General features: G+C 65.3%; 13 protein-coding genes. 7 read left to right on the top strand and 6 right to left on the bottom strand.

Annotation, left to right across the window (positions count from 1 at the left end):
- Positions 1-232: 232 nt before the first annotated feature.
- The 5 genes from DFR48_RS17545 to DFR48_RS17525 form a co-directional block, all read right to left on the bottom strand.
- Positions 233-2,161, bottom strand: coding sequence for an O-linked N-acetylglucosamine transferase, SPINDLY family protein (locus DFR48_RS17545; RefSeq protein ID WP_114364506.1), 1,929 nt, complete (start codon positions 2,159-2,161; stop codon positions 233-235).
- Between the two features lie 130 nt (positions 2,162-2,291).
- Positions 2,292-3,293, bottom strand: a complete 1,002-nt coding sequence (locus DFR48_RS17540) for an NAD(P)H-quinone oxidoreductase (RefSeq protein ID WP_170141917.1) — start codon at positions 3,291-3,293, stop codon at positions 2,292-2,294.
- Positions 3,294-3,396: 103 nt separating this feature from the next.
- Complete coding sequence (locus DFR48_RS17535; RefSeq protein WP_245415642.1) at positions 3,397-3,810, bottom strand: GNAT family N-acetyltransferase; 414 nt, start codon at positions 3,808-3,810, stop codon at positions 3,397-3,399.
- Positions 3,811-3,917: 107 nt separating this feature from the next.
- On the bottom strand, positions 3,918-5,741 hold the full coding sequence (locus DFR48_RS17530; protein ID WP_114364504.1) for an EAL domain-containing protein: 1,824 nt from the start codon (positions 5,739-5,741) through the stop codon (positions 3,918-3,920).
- Between the two features lie 106 nt (positions 5,742-5,847).
- On the bottom strand, positions 5,848-6,396 hold the full coding sequence (locus DFR48_RS17525; RefSeq protein WP_114364503.1) for an HdeD family acid-resistance protein: 549 nt from the start codon (positions 6,394-6,396) through the stop codon (positions 5,848-5,850).
- Positions 6,397-6,603: 207 nt separating this feature from the next.
- Here DFR48_RS17525 and betI point away from each other — a divergent pair, with 207 nt between their 5' ends.
- From betI to betA, 3 genes are all read left to right on the top strand, one after another.
- A complete protein-coding gene (betI, locus tag DFR48_RS17520; RefSeq protein ID WP_114364502.1) occupies positions 6,604-7,308 on the top strand; it encodes a transcriptional regulator BetI in 705 nt (234 codons plus the stop codon).
- Positions 7,309-7,361: 53 nt separating this feature from the next.
- Complete coding sequence (gene betB / locus DFR48_RS17515; protein WP_114364501.1) at positions 7,362-8,825, top strand: betaine-aldehyde dehydrogenase; 1,464 nt, start codon at positions 7,362-7,364, stop codon at positions 8,823-8,825.
- A 242-nt stretch (positions 8,826-9,067) separates the two neighbouring features.
- Positions 9,068-10,720, top strand: coding sequence for a choline dehydrogenase (betA, locus tag DFR48_RS17510; RefSeq protein WP_114364500.1), 1,653 nt, complete (start codon positions 9,068-9,070; stop codon positions 10,718-10,720).
- Positions 10,721-10,753: 33 nt separating this feature from the next.
- On the opposite strand, the gene DFR48_RS17505 is transcribed toward betA, so the two are convergent.
- Entirely contained in the window at positions 10,754-11,833 is a 1,080-nt protein-coding gene (locus tag DFR48_RS17505; RefSeq protein WP_114364499.1) for an endonuclease/exonuclease/phosphatase family protein, read from the bottom strand.
- Positions 11,834-12,113: 280 nt separating this feature from the next.
- On the opposite strand from DFR48_RS17505, the gene DFR48_RS17500 reads away from it, so the two are divergent.
- The 4 genes from DFR48_RS17500 to DFR48_RS17485 all read left to right on the top strand — a co-directional run bounded on the left by DFR48_RS17500 (position 12,114) and on the right by DFR48_RS17485 (position 16,669).
- Positions 12,114-13,472 (top strand): chloride channel protein, encoded by a 1,359-nt coding sequence (locus DFR48_RS17500; protein ID WP_114364565.1) that lies wholly within the window; start codon positions 12,114-12,116, stop codon positions 13,470-13,472.
- 221 nt (positions 13,473-13,693) lie between these two features.
- On the top strand, positions 13,694-14,728 hold the full coding sequence (locus DFR48_RS17495) for a TRAP transporter substrate-binding protein (RefSeq protein ID WP_114364564.1): 1,035 nt from the start codon (positions 13,694-13,696) through the stop codon (positions 14,726-14,728).
- Positions 14,729-14,819: 91 nt separating this feature from the next.
- Positions 14,820-15,359 (top strand): TRAP transporter small permease, encoded by a 540-nt coding sequence (locus DFR48_RS17490; protein WP_114364498.1) that lies wholly within the window; start codon positions 14,820-14,822, stop codon positions 15,357-15,359.
- The gene (locus DFR48_RS17485; protein WP_114364497.1) at positions 15,359-16,669 is read left to right on the top strand and encodes a TRAP transporter large permease; all 1,311 of its coding nucleotides are present in this window, start codon (positions 15,359-15,361) and stop codon (positions 16,667-16,669) included. The genes DFR48_RS17490 and DFR48_RS17485 overlap by 1 nt, the downstream gene beginning before the upstream one ends.
- The last annotated feature ends 21 nt before the right edge of the window (positions 16,670-16,690 follow it).

The following is a 16,690-nucleotide window of genomic DNA, read 5'->3' as shown; positions in this document are numbered from 1 at the left end:
TCCATGAGTCTGGTCCGGCGAAGGACCCGGATCGGCGTATCGCCGCTCCGATCAAAGGTCAGTTCAGGCCGAGGGCCGCCCCGTCGAGACCGACACCTTGACCAAGCCCTTCACGCAAACCGAAATCTCACTAGACATCGGATCACCTCCCTTCGTTTCGTTGACGTTGGACTGAAGATAGGAAGGGCGCTGTCGCGTTGCAAGCGCAAATGCTAAAATAGACGGCCCGCCGTCACGGAGCGCGGAACGGGGTGGTGCGCGGCGGGTCGGCCGGCACGTCGATATGGTCGGGCGGAAGTCCCGCCCTCGCCCGCGCCGCCATCATCTCGTAGGCGTGCTCGAGATGGCGGGTGAAGCGCACACCGTCGAAGAGCGGGCGCACGAAGCGGCTGGCATCGAGGCGCTGACGAAGCCCGGTCAGTGCAAAGGGATCGCGGGCGAGCATCACGGCCGTATCGACGAAGACGCCGTCGTCTTCGGCGACGAGTTCCGGCAGTCCGGCGGCGAGAAGAAGGCTTGCGGACGTCCGCGCCGCGAAGGACCGCCCGCGGACGGTGAGGAGCGGCAGCCCGGCCCAGAGCAGGTCGGCCGTCGTCGCGCCGCCGTTGAAGGGAAGCGTGTCGAGGCCGAGATCGGCGAGCGGCAGGCGGTCGATATGGGCGGCGCCCGCCTTGCGCTCGGCGAAGAAGACGCGGTGACGCGCGACGCCCGAGGTCTCCAGCGCGGCGAGCAGGTTGCGCCGGGCGAGCGGCAGCGGGCAGAGAACCCAGAGGACCGCGTCCGGAACGGCCCGCAGCACCTCGGCCCAGAGGGAGAGCGTGCGCGGGGTGATCTTGTAGGGGGCGTTGAAGGCGCCGAAGACGAAGGCATCCTCCGGCAGGCCGGCATCCTCGCGCTCCATGAAGGCCGGCAGCGGACGCGCCTGCCAGTCGTTCGCCTGGTAGGTCTCCGGCAGGCGGCAGAGCTTCTCGCCGTAGAAGGGCTTGCTCGTATCCGGCGTCACCACCGGATCGGTGATCGCGTAGTCGAGATCGACGCCGGTGACACTGCCCGGATAGCCGAGATAGGTCGCCTTCACCGGGGCGCCGCAGAGATTGACGATGCCGAGGCGGGCACCCATCGTGTGCCCCTTCAGGTCGACGAGGATGTCGATCCGCTCGGCGTCGATGCGTTTGGCAGCCGCGGCGTCGCTGAGCTCGCCGACCGGAATCACCGCGCGGCGCAGATGCTCCGGCCACTCCTCCTGTTTGGCGGCGGCATGGGGTTCCGTATAGGAGAACAGGCGCAGTTCGAAACGCTCCGGGTCGTGCGACGCCATGGTCCGCAGGAAGAGCGTCATCATCGGATGACAATAGAAATCGTTGGAGAGATAGCCGATGCGGATCTTCTCGCCGGGCGGGGAGAAGGGTCGGCGCTTTCCGTGCCCGGCGGTCGGGAGCGTCACGGCATAGCCCGCCGTCTCCAGCGAGGGACGCGCATTGAGCGCCTCGTCCTCGCTCCAGATCAGCCGGGTGAGCGCCCGTTCGCGGGCAAGCAGACCCGCCGAGAACGGCGCGTCCGGCTCCTTCATCAGCGCCTCGTGGCGGGCCATGGCGGCGAAATCCAGCGCCTCGTGGGCAACGGCGAAACGGGAGGTGTTGAGGAACCAGTTCCACGGGCTCGCCTTCAGGCCCTCGTCGAGCTCGCGGCAGAGTTCCTCGAAGCGGCCGGTCAGCCGGTGATGGTTGACGACGAGGGCGAGATGGCGGTCGATCCTGCGGTCGAGGCGGTCGAGAAGCGGCTCCATGTCGTGAAGCCGGCCACGGCTGAAGAAGGCGCTTGCCACCGCGAAGGCGAGCTCGCTGTCGTCCGGATTGAGGCTGGCCGCCCGCGCGCCGACCGGGAGGATGCGGTCCGTCGCCCCCTCCGCAGCATAGAGCGTAACCGCGCGTTTCAGGCATTGCGCCGCGGCCGGGGTGTCCGACGCATCCGCGGCCCGGACGAAAGCGTCGGCCGCCTCGATGCGCTCGCCCATCTTCAGGCGGATATCGCCGATCAGACGGAGCAACGACGCATCTTCCTCGCCTGCGGATGCGGCGAGCGCCTCACCGGCTTTCGCCAAGGCCGAGCGGAACCGCCCCGCCTCGAACTCGCGAACCGCCTGTGAGAATGCCTCCGTCATGTTTCACCGCTCCCGATGCCAAGCCCCCCGGTGTCATTCCGACACTCCCCCGCAAGCGGGAAGGCGTCAAGCGCCTGTCGAAAACGGTATCGTTGCAGCTTTGCCGGAAGACACCCGATTTCGAGCCGGGTCAGGGAAGCTTGAGGATGATCTTGCCGATGTGCCGGCTCGATTCCATCAGCCGGTGCGCCTCGACCACGTCGGCGAACGGCAGGACGCTGTGGATGACCGGGGCGACGGTGCCGGCCTCGATAAACGGCCAGACCTCGGCGACGAGCTCGTCGCGGATGCCGCGCTTCTCCTCGGCCGTGCGCGGCCGCATGGTCGAGCCGGTGATCGTCAGCCGCTTCACCATGATCGGGGTCAGGTCCAGCTTTTCGACCACCGAACCGCCGAGGAAGGCGATGATCGACAGGCACCCGTCCTTGGCGAGGCAGGCGAGGTTCTTCTCGAAGTAGCGCGCCCCGATCATGTCGAGGATCGTATCCACGCCACGCTTGCCGGTCTCGGCCCGGATCACCTCGACGAAATCCTCCTCGCGGTAGTTGATGGCGCGCCGGGCGCCGAGCCTCACGCAGGCCTCGCATTTCTCCGCCGAGCCGGCGGTCGCGAAGACCTCGGCGCCGAAGGCCTTGGCGAGCTGGATCGCCGTCGTGCCGATGCCGCTGGTGCCGCCGTGGACGAGCACCGTCTCGCCTTCGGTGAGGCCGGCCATCTGGAAGAGGTTGGCCCATACGGTGAAGAAGGTTTCCGGCAGTGCCGCGGCCTGCACGGCATCAAGGCCCGTAGGCCAGGGAAGCGCCTGGCCGGCGGGCACGGCGCAATATTCGGCATAGCCGCCGCCATTGGCGAGCGCGCAGACCTTGTCGCCGATCTCGAACTCCTCGACCCCGTGACCGAGCGCCACGACCTCGCCGGCGACCTCGAGGCCGAGCACGGGGCTTGCGCCCTTCGGCGGCGGATAGATGCCCTGCCGCTGGGCGACGTCCGGCCGGTTGACGCCCGCAGCCTCGACGCGGACCAGGATATCGCCCGACCCGAGGCTCGGCAGCGCCGAGGAACCGAGCACCATCACCTCCGGCGGGCCGTAGGACTCGAGATCGACAAAGCACATCGATGCGGGCAGCGTCATGGCGGCAACTCCTCTTTGCACTCACTGGACATGGCATAGAGTAGCATGCCTGTGGTGAAAAGGAGGCTCATTGCCGCGGCGGGCGACGGTCGGCGCGCAAACCTTACGTCGCGGGCAAGCAAATTTCCATGAAGCCGGCGACAGACGTCGCCTGGTACGTCCCGAAGGGCCCTCGTTCCCGGAAGCCGAGGCTGGCGTAGAGGCGCCGTGCCTCAACATTGCGGGTTCCGACCTCCAGCAAAATCGTCGTGAGGCCACGCCGCACGGCTTCGGCAAGAAGCGCGACCAGAATTGACCTGCCGACACCTCTGCCCGCGTGCTCCGGCGCGACGATCATGCGCTTCAACTCCGCCGTTCCTTCACCCAGGTAAAAGAGGGCGGCGCAGCCAAGGGCGTTCCCATTTCCCGAGCGAGCCACGAACAATTCGACGTCGGGACGGTCCAAGGCGCGGCCGTTTAGCGGTCGGCGAAACTCTCCGGGATAGAGGCGTTCGGCAACCGCATCCGAAAGCTGCATGAGCTTATCGATATCCGGCTGATCTGCCGGTTCCACGCAGATCGATAGGATTGCCATGCATGTCTCCAGTCAGCGCCCGACATGTCCGACTTTGAAGGGCAATACTATCAAATGGAGACGGGAGGAGAAGTGCGGCCGCCGAAAACCTCCAGAGCAAGGCCGCTTTCGCTCTCCTTGGCCTTCTTCTTGATGCCGGCGATCTCGGCGCTGACGCGCTGGATATCCTCGATGACGAGGTCCGCCGGCAGTTCGAGCACGCCGATCGAGCAGCGCATCAGCGGAAACTCGCGCTCCCTGCCCTGCCGGTCGTGGCCGCGGATCATGCCGGCCGCCCGGTCCTCCGCCGAATAGAGTTCGGCGGCATCGCCATGGAAATCCGAGAGCAGGCGGTCGAGGATCTCCGTCAACTCCTCGCGCGTCCAGTCGCGGACGCCGATGAAGAAATCGTCGCCGCCGACATGGCCGAGGAAATCGCCCTCCGAGAAGAAATAGCGGCGCAGCAATGCGGCGAAGAGCGTGATCGCGTGATCGCCGAGGTGGAAGCCGTAATGATCGTTGAAGGGCTTGAAGTTGTCGAAGTCGCAGTAGCACAGGTGCCGGACATCATCGCCGTCGCGGGCGGCGTCCTGCATGAAATCGCGGATCGCACGGTTGCCGGGAAGCCCGGTCAGCGGGTTCTGGTCCTGGGCGATCTGCAGCTGCTTCTCGTTGATGACGCGGATCAGCGAGGCGGCCGAGACGACGCCGGCATAGCGCATGTTCTCGGTGAGGATGACGCAGTCCGACCCTTCCATGTTGGCGAAGATCGACATCAGCCGCTCGGCGTCGGCGTCGAGGCCGACGATCGGTGCGCGCTCGACGAAATTGGCGACGGAGCGCTCGTAGACCTTGTTCTTCAGGAGGTCGCGGCCGAAGGGCCGGTAGATGAACTCCTTGAGCGGCGCCTCGCAGATGATGCCGCGCGGCTCGTTGTTGGCGTTCAGCACCGGAAAGAACGACTGCTGCGGATTGCGCCGGAAGAGATCGAAGACGCTGTCGATACCTTCATGCTCGTAGACCGTCGGCAGAAGCTCGATCTGCCTGCGGATCAGGATTTCGTCGAGCGACTGGCTGCTGCGGCGGGCCTTGCCGACGTCCTGCAGGTGGTGGAAGGAGGGCTTGAGCTCCGCAATCAGGGTCGACGGCCGGGCGATGTACCAGCCCTGGACGAGGTCGACGCCGAATTCGCGGCAGGCGAGGAACTCGCCTTCCGTCTCGATGCCTTCGGCGATTACCCGCACGCCGAGCACGTGGGAGAAGCTGACGATGTTGCGGACGAGGTGGCGCTTGCGCGGGTTCTCGTCGAGGCCGGCGATGAAGTGACGGTCGATCTTGACGTAATCGATCGGGAAATCGCAGAGAAGCTTCATCTCGCCGTGGCCGACGCCGAAATCGTCGATCGCGAGCTTGAAGCCGGAGCGGCGCATGCGCGCGACGAGTTCGGCGAATTCCGGGACGCTGGTATTGTCGAAGCGTTCGGAAAGCTCGAAGCAGACCGAGGACGGCGGAATGTTGGCCTTGCGCAGGTGTTCCAGCAGCGTGTCGAGCAACTGGTCGCCGTGCGGAATCAGCCGGACGTCGAGATTGAGGAACAGCGTGTGACCGGCGAAATTCGGCACCGCCGAGAATTTCGCGAGCGCCCTGCTCGCGACCATCTGCTCGAAGGCGAGGAGGTCGCCGGCGCTTTCCGCCTGGTCGAGCATTTCGAGCGGCGAATTGAAGCCGAGGCGCTCGTGGCCGCGCATCAGGCTCTCGTAGCCGAAGACCTCGCCGGTGCCGATCTCGACGATCGGCTGCAGGGCGTTTTCAACGACGAGTTTCGCAAGCGTCAGCAATTGATCCTTGGCGAAGCGGCGCACATTTCCCGCTTCCGTGGCAACGCTGGCGATCATGTGAGTTTTCTCCGAGCAAGGCCTTGTCTTTTGACCGGAAGGCTCGGGGAAAATCGTCAAGAAACCCTTTCCCAAACATGACGTTTGGATGAAAGTTTCGTGACGGTCAGGGCTTCAGCGCGAACGCCAGCGCAATCATCGACCAGCCCTGCATCAGAAGGTCGATGGCGAGGAAGAGGCCGAGCACCCAGAGGCTGTTCACGGGCCAGCCCATGGCGATGACGAAGCCGGCGAGGATGGTCACCGCACCGCTGAAGGCAAGCCAGCCCCAGCCGCTCGTACCCTTGAGCTTGAGGCCTGCCCAGAGGCGGAAGATGCCGGCGGCGATCAGTGCGATGCCGATCAGCAGGGTGAGCACGGCCGACGCCAGAAGCGGGTTCTGGAAGGTCATGATGCCGGCGAGCGTATAAAGGATGCCGCTCAGCGCCCAGAAGAGCACCGCCTCCCAGCCCTTCACCTGGAAGGCGTGGATGAGGTGCATGACACCGGCGACCAGCATCAGCGCGCCGATGTAATAGACCGAGGCGACGGTCGCGAGGAAGAGGTTGGCGAGCGCAAGGCCCCCGAGGATCAGCGTGATCACGCCGAAGGCAAGAAGCCAGCCCCACTTGGCGCGCAGTTCAGGGAAACGGACAGGCCCGAGATCGTCAATCATGGCAGCACCCTCCTGTGTCGAACCGACGATAGCACCCGGCGCGCGCAAAGTCATTGAAATAGTTGCAGGACCGAGCTGAGGACAACCGGGAGGGCGGGCGCGGCGCGCTGCCATTCCCGGCTCCCGTCGAGCCACGTGTTGCCGGCCAGATTTTTATTGATTGATCAGTCAATCAAAAATAAAATGGCTGAAACGCTGGAGAGAGCAATGCCCAAGGTCGGAATGGAGCCGGTGCGCCGCAAGGCGCTCGTCGACGCGGCCCTCCGGGCGATCGGCCATCATGGATCGCTTGCCGTGACCATGTCGGAGATCGCCCGCGAGGCCGGCGTGTCGCCGGCGCTTGCGCACCACTATTTCGGCAGCAAGGACCAGCTGCTGATCGCCACCATCCGCAACCTGCTGCAGGCGCTTCGCCACGATGCGGCCGAGGCACTCCGGCGCGCGCAAACGCCGCGCGAGCGGGTCTCGGCGGTACTCCGGGTCAGCTTCCACGCCGACCAGTTCGCCCCCGAGACGGTCGCCGCCTGGCTCGCCTTCTATTCCGAAGCGCAGCGTTCGGAAGAGGTGCGGCGGCTGCTTGCGCTCTACGCGCGGCGGCTGCACTCCAACCTGATGTCCGGCCTTCTGCCGCTCTGCCCCGTCGATGACGCAAGCCGCATCGCCGACGGCGCGGCCGCGATGATCGACGGGCTCTACATCCGGCAATCTCTGAAGGCCGCGCCGCTGTCGATTGATGCATCTGTCGCATTGGTCGAGGATTATGTGACGGGGCAGCTCGAAGCTCGAGAATCTATAGTGTTTGCCCCTCACCCCGGCCCTCTCCCCGCACGCGGGGAGAGGGGGACCGGAGCCTCACCGCACGATACCTTCTCCCCGTCCCTACGGGGAGAAGGTGCCCGGCAGGGCGGATGAGGGGCAAACCTCGCACGCATACAAACGACACCACCCCGTCCGGAGACGAACCCATGAAAGCCCAACCGAAAGCCTCCCACTTCATCGACGGGGAATACGTCGAGGACACCGGCGGCACCGTCATCGAGAGCATCTATCCGGCGACCGGCGAGGTGATCGCAAGGCTTCACGCCGCGACCCCGGCGATCGTCGAGAAGGCGATCGCCTCGGCCAAGCGCGCGCAGAAGGAATGGGCGTCCTGGAGCCCGACGGCGCGCGGCCGCGTCTTGAAGAAGGCGGCCGAGATCATGCGCGAGCGCAATCGCGAGCTTTCCGAACTCGAGACGCTAGATACCGGCAAGCCGATCCAGGAGACGATCGTCGCCGACCCGACCTCGGGGGCGGACAGTTTCGAATTCTTCGGCGGCATCGCCGCGACCGCGATGAACGGCAGCCAGATCCCATTGGGTGGTGACTGGGCCTATACCAAGCGCGTGCCGCTCGGCGTCGTGGTCGGTATCGGCGCCTGGAACTATCCGCAGCAGATCGCCTGCTGGAAGGGCGCGCCGGCACTCGCCGCCGGAAACGCCATGGTGTTCAAGCCGTCGGAAGTGACCCCGCTCGGGGCGCTGAAGATCGCCGAGATCCTGATCGAGGCCGGACTTCCGAAGGGCGTCTACAACGTCATCCAGGGCGACCGCGACACCGGTCCGCTGCTCGTATCCCATCCGGACGTCGCCAAGGTCTCGCTCACCGGCTCGGTGCCGACCGGCCGCAAGGTCGCGGGCGCCGCCGCCTCGCAGTTGAAGCACGTCACCATGGAGCTCGGCGGCAAGTCGCCGCTGATCATCTTCGACGATGCCGATGTCGAAAGCGCGATCTCCGGCGCCATGCTCGCCAATTTCTATTCGACCGGCCAGGTCTGCTCGAACGGCACCCGCGTCTTCGTGCACACGGGCATCAAGGACAAGTTCCTCGCCCGCCTGAAGGAACGGACCGAGGCCATCCTGATCGGCGATCCGCAGGACGAGGCGACCCAGATGGGTCCGCTCGTCTCCTGGGCGCAGCGCGAGAAGGTTCTCGGCTATATCGAGAAGGGCAAGGCGGAAGGTGCAACCCTCGTCACCGGCGGCGGCATCCCGAACAACGTCTCCGGCGAAGGCTACTACGTGCAGCCGACCGTGTTTGCCGACGTGACCGACGAGATGACCATCGCGCGGGAAGAGATCTTTGGGCCGGTGATGTGCGTGCTCGACTTCGACGACGAGGCGGACGTGATCGCGCGGGCCAACGCCACCGAATTCGGGCTCGCCGGCGGCGTCTTCACCGCCGACATCTCCCGTGCACACCGGGTGGTCGACGAACTCGAAGCCGGCACGCTCTGGATCAACACCTACAATCTCTGCCCGGTCGAGATGCCGTTCGGCGGATCGAAGCAATCCGGCTTCGGCCGCGAGAATTCGGCCGCCGCGCTGGAGCACTATACCGAGCTGAAGACGGTCTATGTCGGCATGGGCAAATGCGAGGCGCCGTATTGAGATGATGCTAGCCGTAGCGCAAGTTCGCCCCCCTCTGCCCTGCCGGGCATCTCCCCCACAAGGGGGGAGATCGGCTGGCCGCACCATCCTCCCCAAACAAACAGCCTCACCAAGCGCCATGCCGTTCATGGGACGCGAAGGTCGTGCCCCTTGTGATCTCCCCACCTGTGGGGGAGATGGCCGGCAGGCCAGAGGGGGGCTGACAGGGTACAACATCAAGAGAACGTTTGGAGCCAACTGAGATGAACAGCGCAGACTACATCATCATCGGTTCCGGCTCGGCCGGATCGGCCATGGCCTATCGCCTGTCGGAAGACGGCAAGCACACTGTCATGGTCCTCGAATACGGCGGGTCGGATGCCGGGCCGTTCATCCAGATGCCGGCGGCACTCGCCTGGCCGATGAGCATGAAGCGCTACAACTGGGGCTATCTCTCCGAGCCCGAGCCGAACCTCAACAACCGGCGCATCACCGCGCCGCGCGGCAAGGTGATCGGCGGCTCGTCGTCGATCAACGGCATGGTCTATGTGCGTGGGTCGGCGGAAGACTATACCCGCTGGGAAGAGGCCGGCGCCAAGGGCTGGGGCTATGCGGACGTGCTGCCCTACTTCAAGCGCATGGAGCATTCTCACGGCGGCCAGGAGGGCTGGCGCGGCACCAACGGACCGCTGCACGTCCAGCGCGGGCCGGTGAAGAACCCGCTGTTCAAGGCGTTCGTCGAGGCGGGCCGGCAGGCGGGCTTCGAGGTGACGGACGACTACAACGGCGAGAAGCAGGAAGGCTTCGGCCTGATGGAGCAGACCATCTGGAAGTCGCGCCGCTGGTCCGCCGCCAACGCCTATCTGAAGCCCGCGCTGAAACGGCCGAACGTCGAGCTCGTGCGCTGCTTCGCCCGCAGGGTCGTCATCGAGAACGGCCGCGCGGTCGGCGTCGAGATCGAGCGCGCCGGCAAGATCGAGGTGGTGCGCGCCAACCGCGAGGTGATCGTCTCGGCCTCGGCCTTCAATTCGCCGAAGCTGCTGATGCTCTCCGGCATCGGCCCGGCGGCGCATCTGAAGGAGATGGGGATCGAGGTCGTGGCCGATCGTCCGGGCGTCGGCGCCAACCTGATGGACCATATGGAGTTCTATTTCCAGCAGGTCTCGACGAAGCCGGTCACGCTCTATTCCTGGTTGCCCTGGTTCTGGCAGGGGGTTGCGGGCGCGCAATGGCTCTTCTCCGGCACGGGGCTTGGCGCTTCCAATCAGTTCGAGAGCTGCGCCTTCGTGCGCTCGGCACCGGGCGTGAAGCAGCCGGATATCCAGTTCCACTTCCTCCCCGTCGCCATTTCCTACGACGGCAAGGCGGCGGCCAAGAGCCACGGCTTCCAGGTGCATGTCGGATACAACCACTCGAAGTCGCGCGGCGCGGTGACGCTGCACTCGCCCGACCCGATGGCCGATCCGGTGATCCGCTTCAATTACATGAGCACCGAGGAAGACTGGGTGAAATTCCGCCACTGCGTGCGCCTCACCCGCGAGATCTTCGGGCAGAAGGCGTTCGACGATTATCGCGGTCCGGAAATCCAGCCGGGCGAGCATGTGCAGACGGACGATGAGATCGACGCCTTCCTGCGCGAGCACCTGGAAAGCGCCTATCACCCCTGCGGCACGAACAAGATGGGATCGAAGGACGATCCGATGTCGGTGGTCGACCCGGAATGCCGGGTGATCGGCGTCGAGGGTCTGCGCGTCGCGGACTCGTCGATCTTCCCCGACATTACCTACGGCAACCTCAACGGTCCGTCGATCATGACCGGCGAGAAGGCGTCCGACCACATTCTCGGCAAGCAGCCGCTGCCGCGGTCGAACCAGGAGCCGTGGATCAATCCGCGCTGGGAAACAAGCGACCGCTGACCGGTCGCGGAGCGCTGCGAGGCGCTCCGGGTCTCAAAGGTCGAGTTCGACCCAGAGCGCGGCGTGATCGGAGGCGGCGAGCTTCCAGCTGGTGATGCCGGGGAAGGAGCTCTCGGCGCCGCCGGTGATCTCGTCGAGGCCTGCGATGCCGCGACGCTCGAAGCCCGCCCGCTTCACGAGGGGCTTCAGCGCATCCGAGACGAGGATGTAGTCGATCGCGTTGCGCTCGTGCTTCTTGCCGTAATAATAGGTCCAGCGGTCATCCTGCGGCCAGTCGAGGACATCAAGCACGTTGGTGAGTTCCGGGGCCGCGAGGAGCGGCTCCAGCGGCCCGCTGTCCGGCTCGTCGTTGAAGTCACCGGCGACCAGCACGAGGTCCTTCGAAAGGTCGTAGCGGGTCCTGAGGATCTGCGCGACCGCCTTCGCCTGGCGCATGCGCTTGTGGTCCGATACCGCCGGCGTCGCATCCTTCGCCTTGAAATGGTTGACCAGGACGAAGAGCGACCGCCCGTCGATGTCGATCTCCACTTCGAGGCAGTCGCGGGAGAAGATGATCCCTTCGGAATCCCGCGCGAAGACATTGGTCTTCACCGTCCTGATCGGGTAGAGGGCGCGGCTCGCGAGCGCCACGTCGATGCCGCGCGGATCGTTGCCGTCGACGACGATCTTGTCCTTGAACCACGAATTCAGGATGTCGGTGTTGAACCTGGCCAGCGTGCCGGCGCTCTCGACCTCGACGAAGCACTGGATGTCCGGCTTAACCTCCTTGATCACCTTGCCGGTGAACTGGATCTGCTCCTCGCTGAAGCGTTCGCGCTTGAGGTCGACGAAGCCGTCCCAGTCCTCCCGCCCCTTGGCGATCAGGTCGCCGTCGGCCGTCAGGATGTTGCGGCCGACCCGCGAGGAGCGGATATTGATCGCCAGATAGTCCTTGAGCGCGACGTAGAGCGTCCGGATTTCGTCGGCATAAGGACGGTAGTTGCGCATGTCGAGGAGTTCGGAAAACCGGTTGACGCGCCGCAATATCTCCGCCGCCTGCGCGTGGTCCGCCATGTTGAGAACCTTCGGACGCGAGAACAGATTTTCGACATTGAACGTACTGACGACGACCATCGTGCGCTTCCCCTACCGTTGCACCGGAAACCCCATGTGCGTCTAGCAGAGCACAACTAACGCGGAAATATAACCCCAAGATTCCGGTAGTGGTTGTCACATCCCTCCGGCAGGTCTCCGGGGTTCCGAAGCACTGCGTTCGGGCCGGAAAAGCGGACCGTCGGGGATATCTCCTTGCCTCGCAGACACATTCCGAAGTAGGCCTGACTGATCGACTTTCGCCAACCGGCTCCTGCCCTTCCTGCAGCCGAATGTCCCGCTCCGTGCAATGAGTCCGATGATGCCGACCGACTACAAGAAGCTGAAGATGCTCCGACGCTCCCGTGCGATGTGGGGTTCCTGGCGCGTCTGGAAACCGAGAATGGTGTTCTGGATCGGTGCGCTGGCCATCGGCGTCATCAGTGTCGTCTTTGCGAAACTCGCGGACGCCGCGCAGCTGCGCTTTCACGACCTGACAAGCGGGGGAGACTGGAACTTCCTGCTGCCGCTCCTCATGACCCCGGTCGGTTTCACCCTCTGCGCCTATCTCGCGACCAGGGTTTTTCCCGGCTCCCAGGGGTCGGGCATTCCCCAGGCGATCGCCGCCCGGCACCTGCGCCAGCCGGAGGACCGCGACCGGCTACTCTCGCTGAAGCTCGCCTTCGGCAAGATCCTGCTCACCGTGACCGGACTCTTCTTTGGCGCGTCGATCGGCCGCGAGGGACCGACGGTGCAGGTCGGCGCCTCGATCATGCTGCAGGCCGCCCGGCTCGGCGGCATGGCACAGGCCAAGGGGCTGATCCTTGCCGGCTCCGCCGCAGGGATCGCGGCAGCCTTCAACACCCCGCTCGCCGGCATCGTCTTCGCCATCGAGGAAATGAGCCGGACGTACCAATCACGGGCGAACGGCCTGGTGCTCACGGCGGTCATCCTTTCCGGTCTCGCGGCACTGGGCCTCGTCGGAAGCTACACCTATTTCGGTTCGGCCCCGGAGGCGGCGAACGACCCCCTGGAATGGCTGCTCGTGGTGATCTGCGGCGTGGGCGGCGGCGCACTCGGCGCGGCCTTCAGCGCCTCCGCACTCCGGCTCTCCCGGCGCATCAAGCGCTGGGCGCAGCCGGACCCGCTGCGACGTTCACTGGTGCTCGCCGCCGGATGCGGCGCCGCGGTCGCGATCATCGGCGTCGTAGCAGGCGGCGCGACCTTCGGAACCGGCTACGATCAGGCCCGCAGCGCCGTCGAAGGGGACGCACTGCCCCTCCTCTTCTTCCTCGAAAAGCTGCTCTCGACATTCCTGTCGATGATGTCGGGGATTCCCGGCGGCATCTTCGCACCCTCGCTTTCCGTCGGCGCGGGCTTCGGCAGCACGGTCGGACATCTTCTCGGCACCAGCATCGCGCTCGCCTCCGTGCTCGGCATGGCCGGCTATTTCGCCGGCGTGGTGCAGGCGCCGATGACGGCCTTCGTCATCATCCTCGAGATGACTGACAACCACGAAGGCGTCATCGGCCTGATGGCCTGCGCCATGCTCGGATACGTCACCTCGCGGATGATCGCCCGCGAGCCACTCTACCACGGCCTCTCGCGCGCCTTCGTCGCCGAGGGCATCCGCCGCAGCCGCAACGAGGTCCGGCAGGAGAAGCCAGAAGCACAACAATAGGAAAACCACCCAGAAGTGCGGTTTTCCATATCAGAATGGTTATGATTTCGGATCATAACGTTATTTGATGACGCGGCGGACTTCTGCAAGCATGACAGTCAAGAGGAGGACTGTCGGCGATACGACGGCGGCCGTGCGGGCACAGCGTGCAGCACGGGCCGGCGACGGGGAGAAAACCGGCATCCGCTTCGCGCCATGTCCGCATGCTTTGGGAGGAGAACATGCTTCACAAGACCGTCATGACGGGGCTCGCCGGCCTCGCACTCGCGCTGTCCGCCACCGCATCCTTTGCGGCGGACGTCGTTCTCAGACTACACCAGATGTTGCCGCCGCAGGCGACCATTCCGGCCAAGGTGCTCACGCCCTGGGCGGAGAAGGTCAAGGCCGATTCGGGCGGACGCATCGAGGTCGAGCTCTATCCGGCCATGCAGCTCGGCGGCAAGCCGGCCGAACTCGTCGACCAGGTTAAGGACGGCGTCGTCGACCTGATCTGGACCGTCATCGGCTACACGCCCGGCCGCTTCCCGAAATCGGAAGCGTTCGAACTGCCCTTCATGGTGACGACGGGCGAAGCGACCTCGCTCGCCTTCTACGACTACTACGAGAAGCACCTGAAGGACGAATTGCAGGACTACCACGTGCTTGCTGTGCATACCCACGGCCCCGGCCTCATCCACACGATCGGCTCCAAGCCGGTGAAATCGCTCGAGGACATGAACGGGCTGAAGGTGCGCGGCACCTCAAAGGTCGTCAACCAGATGCTGGAGGCGATGGGCGCCTCGGCGATCGGCATGCCGGTGACGGCGGTGCCGGAGAGCCTGTCGAAGAGCGTCATCGACGGCACCGTCGTGCCGTGGGAAGTGACGCCAGCGATCAAGATCGCCGAACTCGCGCCGAACCACACCGGCTTCTCCGGCAAGAACGGCCTCTATACCGGCACCTTCCTGTTCGCCATGAACAAGGACAGCTACGACGCCCTCCCCGACGACCTCAAGAAGGTGATCGACGACAATTCCGGTCGTGAACTCGCCCGCAAGTTCGGCGTCGCGATGGACCAGGGCGACATCCGCGGCAAGGAAATCGCCGACAAGGCCGGCAACACGACGATCATGCTCGACGAGACGGAGACCGCCCGCTGGCGGGCTGCCGGCGAAAACGTAACCAAGGCGTGGATCGCCGACATGGACGCCAAGGGCCTCGACGGGACGACGCTCTACAACGACGCCGTCGCACTGATCGACCAGTACAGCAAGTAAGCCCCGGCGGGCCGGGATCGCCACGAGGCGCCCGGCCCTTCCGTTCCGCACCACGGGTGCCATCCCTGATCGAGGAGACATCGAGGAAGACATGGCGATCGAGACTATTTCCGCATTCGGGCGCTGGGAGCGCCGGGCCGCACGGCTCGCCACCACGCTCGTCGTCTTCGGCGGCGCCTGCCTCGTTCTCGCCTGCCTCCTCACCGGCGTTTCGATCGTCGGCAGCGTGACCATCCGCCCGCTTCCCGGCGAAATCGAACTCGTCGAGGCGCTCTGCGGGCTGGCGGTCTTCGCCTTCCTGCCCTATTGCCAGCTGAAGCGCGGCCATGTCGGCGTCGATCTCGTGATGAGCGCCTTCGGCGGCAAGGCGATGGACTACGCGCAACTTGCCGGCGACCTCATCGTCGCCATCCTCTTTGCGGTGCTCACCTGGCGGCACGGCATCGGGCTTCTCGACAAGTATGCCAACGGCGAAACGACCCCGCTGCTGCTGCTTCCGGTCTGGTGGGGCTTTGCCGCCGCCTTCGTGCTGATGCTCGCCAATCTTCTCGTCTGTCTCTTCGTCGTCGCCGCCGATCTTCGGGCGCTCCGCCACGGCAACTCCATCGTCGTCTCCATGGGTAGCCACTGATGAGCAGCGTCGAAATCGGTCTCTGGTCCTTTCCGGTCCTCATTCTCCTGATCTTCATGCGCGTGCCGATCGCCGCGGCCATGCTCGGCACGGGCGTGGTCGGAACCTATATCGTGCTCGGCAAGTGGACGCCGATCCTCTCGCAGATGAAGGCGATCTCCTGGGCGACGAACGCCAACTATTCGCTGTCGATCATCCCGCTCTTCCTGCTGATGGGGCAATTCGCCGCCCGCGGCGGCATGAGCCAGGCGCTCTTCAACGCCGCCGCCGCCTTCCTCGGGCACCGCAAGGGCGGCGTCGCCATGGCGGCGGTCGGCGCCTGCGCCGGCTTCGGCTCGATCTGCGGCTCGTCGCTCGCGACCGCCGCGACCATGGCGCAGGTGGCGCTGCCGGAACTGAAGCGCAACGGCTATTCCGGCGGACTTGCCAGCGCGGCGCTTGCCGCCGGCGGCACGCTCGGCATCCTCATTCCGCCCTCGGTCGTGCTCGTCATCTATGCGATCCTCGCCGAGCAGAACATCGCCAAGCTCTTCCTCGCCGCCTTCGTGCCCGGACTGCTGGCCGCCTTTTCCTATCTGGTCGTGATCGCAATCTACGTGCGGGTGAAGCCGGAGAGTGCCGGCCACGCCGCGCGCATTCCGTGGGCCGAGCGTGTGCCGGCACTCGTCGCCGTCTGGCCGGTTGCTGCGATCTTCTTCCTCGTCGTCGGCGGCATCTATCTCGGCTGGTTCACGCCGACGCAAGCTGCAGCGATCGGCGCCGGCGGCGCGGGCCTCGTCGCCTGGGCGAAGGGTGGTCTCGACCGCAGGTCGCTGCTCGCCTGCTTCAAGGATACGGCGGTCTCGACCGGCATGATCTTCTTCATCGTGCTCGGCGCCTCGGTGTTCAACTCCTTTCTCGCCTTCTCACGGCTGCCGCAGGTGGGCGCCGAATGGGTGACGACGCAGGGGTTTGCCCCGATGACGGTGCTCGTCATCATCCTGCTGCTCTACATCGTCTTCGGCTGCATCATGGATTCGCTGTCGATGATCGTACTCACGGTGCCGATCTTCTTTCCGATCGTCACCGCGATGGACTTCGGGCTCAGCCCCGAGCATTTCGCGATCTGGTTCGGCATCCTCGTGCTGATGGTGGCCGAGATCGGCATGATCACCCCGCCGGTCGGCCTCAACCTGTTCATCATCTCCGGGATGTCGCGGGACGTCGAAATCCGCGAGACCTACCGCGGGATCGTTCCCTTCGTGACGGCCGACCTCCTGCGCATCGTCATCCTGACAGCCTTTCCGATCATCTCGATCTTCCTGGTGTAAGGAGAACGTGCGCCTCACCCT

It is taken from the genome of Ciceribacter lividus (assembly GCF_003337715.1).
Classification (GTDB): domain Bacteria; phylum Pseudomonadota; class Alphaproteobacteria; order Rhizobiales; family Rhizobiaceae; genus Allorhizobium; species Allorhizobium lividum.
Note: the sequence above shows the minus strand (reverse complement) of the source record. Positions and strands in the feature narration are given on the sequence as shown.

Bases quoted from the DNA above. Each gene is read 5' to 3' on its own strand.
- DFR48_RS17525 (WP_114364503.1), bottom strand. From the start codon at position 6,396: ATGATTGACGATCTCGGGCCTGTCCGTTTCCCTGAACTGCGCGCCAAG.
- DFR48_RS17545 (WP_114364506.1), bottom strand. From the start codon at position 2,161: ATGACGGAGGCATTCTCACAGGCGGTTCGCGAGTTCGAGGCGGGGCGG.
- DFR48_RS17540 (WP_170141917.1), bottom strand. From the start codon at position 3,293: ATGACGCTGCCCGCATCGATGTGCTTTGTCGATCTCGAGTCCTACGGC.
- betI (WP_114364502.1), top strand. From the start codon at position 6,604: ATGCCCAAGGTCGGAATGGAGCCGGTGCGCCGCAAGGCGCTCGTCGAC.
- DFR48_RS17505 (WP_114364499.1), bottom strand. From the start codon at position 11,833: ATGGTCGTCGTCAGTACGTTCAATGTCGAAAATCTGTTCTCGCGTCCG.
- DFR48_RS17485 (WP_114364497.1), top strand. From the start codon at position 15,359: ATGAGCAGCGTCGAAATCGGTCTCTGGTCCTTTCCGGTCCTCATTCTC.
- DFR48_RS17530 (WP_114364504.1), bottom strand. From the start codon at position 5,741: ATGATCGCCAGCGTTGCCACGGAAGCGGGAAATGTGCGCCGCTTCGCC.
- DFR48_RS17535 (WP_245415642.1), bottom strand. From the start codon at position 3,810: ATGCAGCTTTCGGATGCGGTTGCCGAACGCCTCTATCCCGGAGAGTTT.
- betA (WP_114364500.1), top strand. From the start codon at position 9,068: ATGAACAGCGCAGACTACATCATCATCGGTTCCGGCTCGGCCGGATCG.
- DFR48_RS17495 (WP_114364564.1), top strand. From the start codon at position 13,694: ATGCTTCACAAGACCGTCATGACGGGGCTCGCCGGCCTCGCACTCGCG.
- DFR48_RS17490 (WP_114364498.1), top strand. From the start codon at position 14,820: ATGGCGATCGAGACTATTTCCGCATTCGGGCGCTGGGAGCGCCGGGCC.
- DFR48_RS17500 (WP_114364565.1), top strand. From the start codon at position 12,114: ATGCCGACCGACTACAAGAAGCTGAAGATGCTCCGACGCTCCCGTGCG.
- betB (WP_114364501.1), top strand. From the start codon at position 7,362: ATGAAAGCCCAACCGAAAGCCTCCCACTTCATCGACGGGGAATACGTC.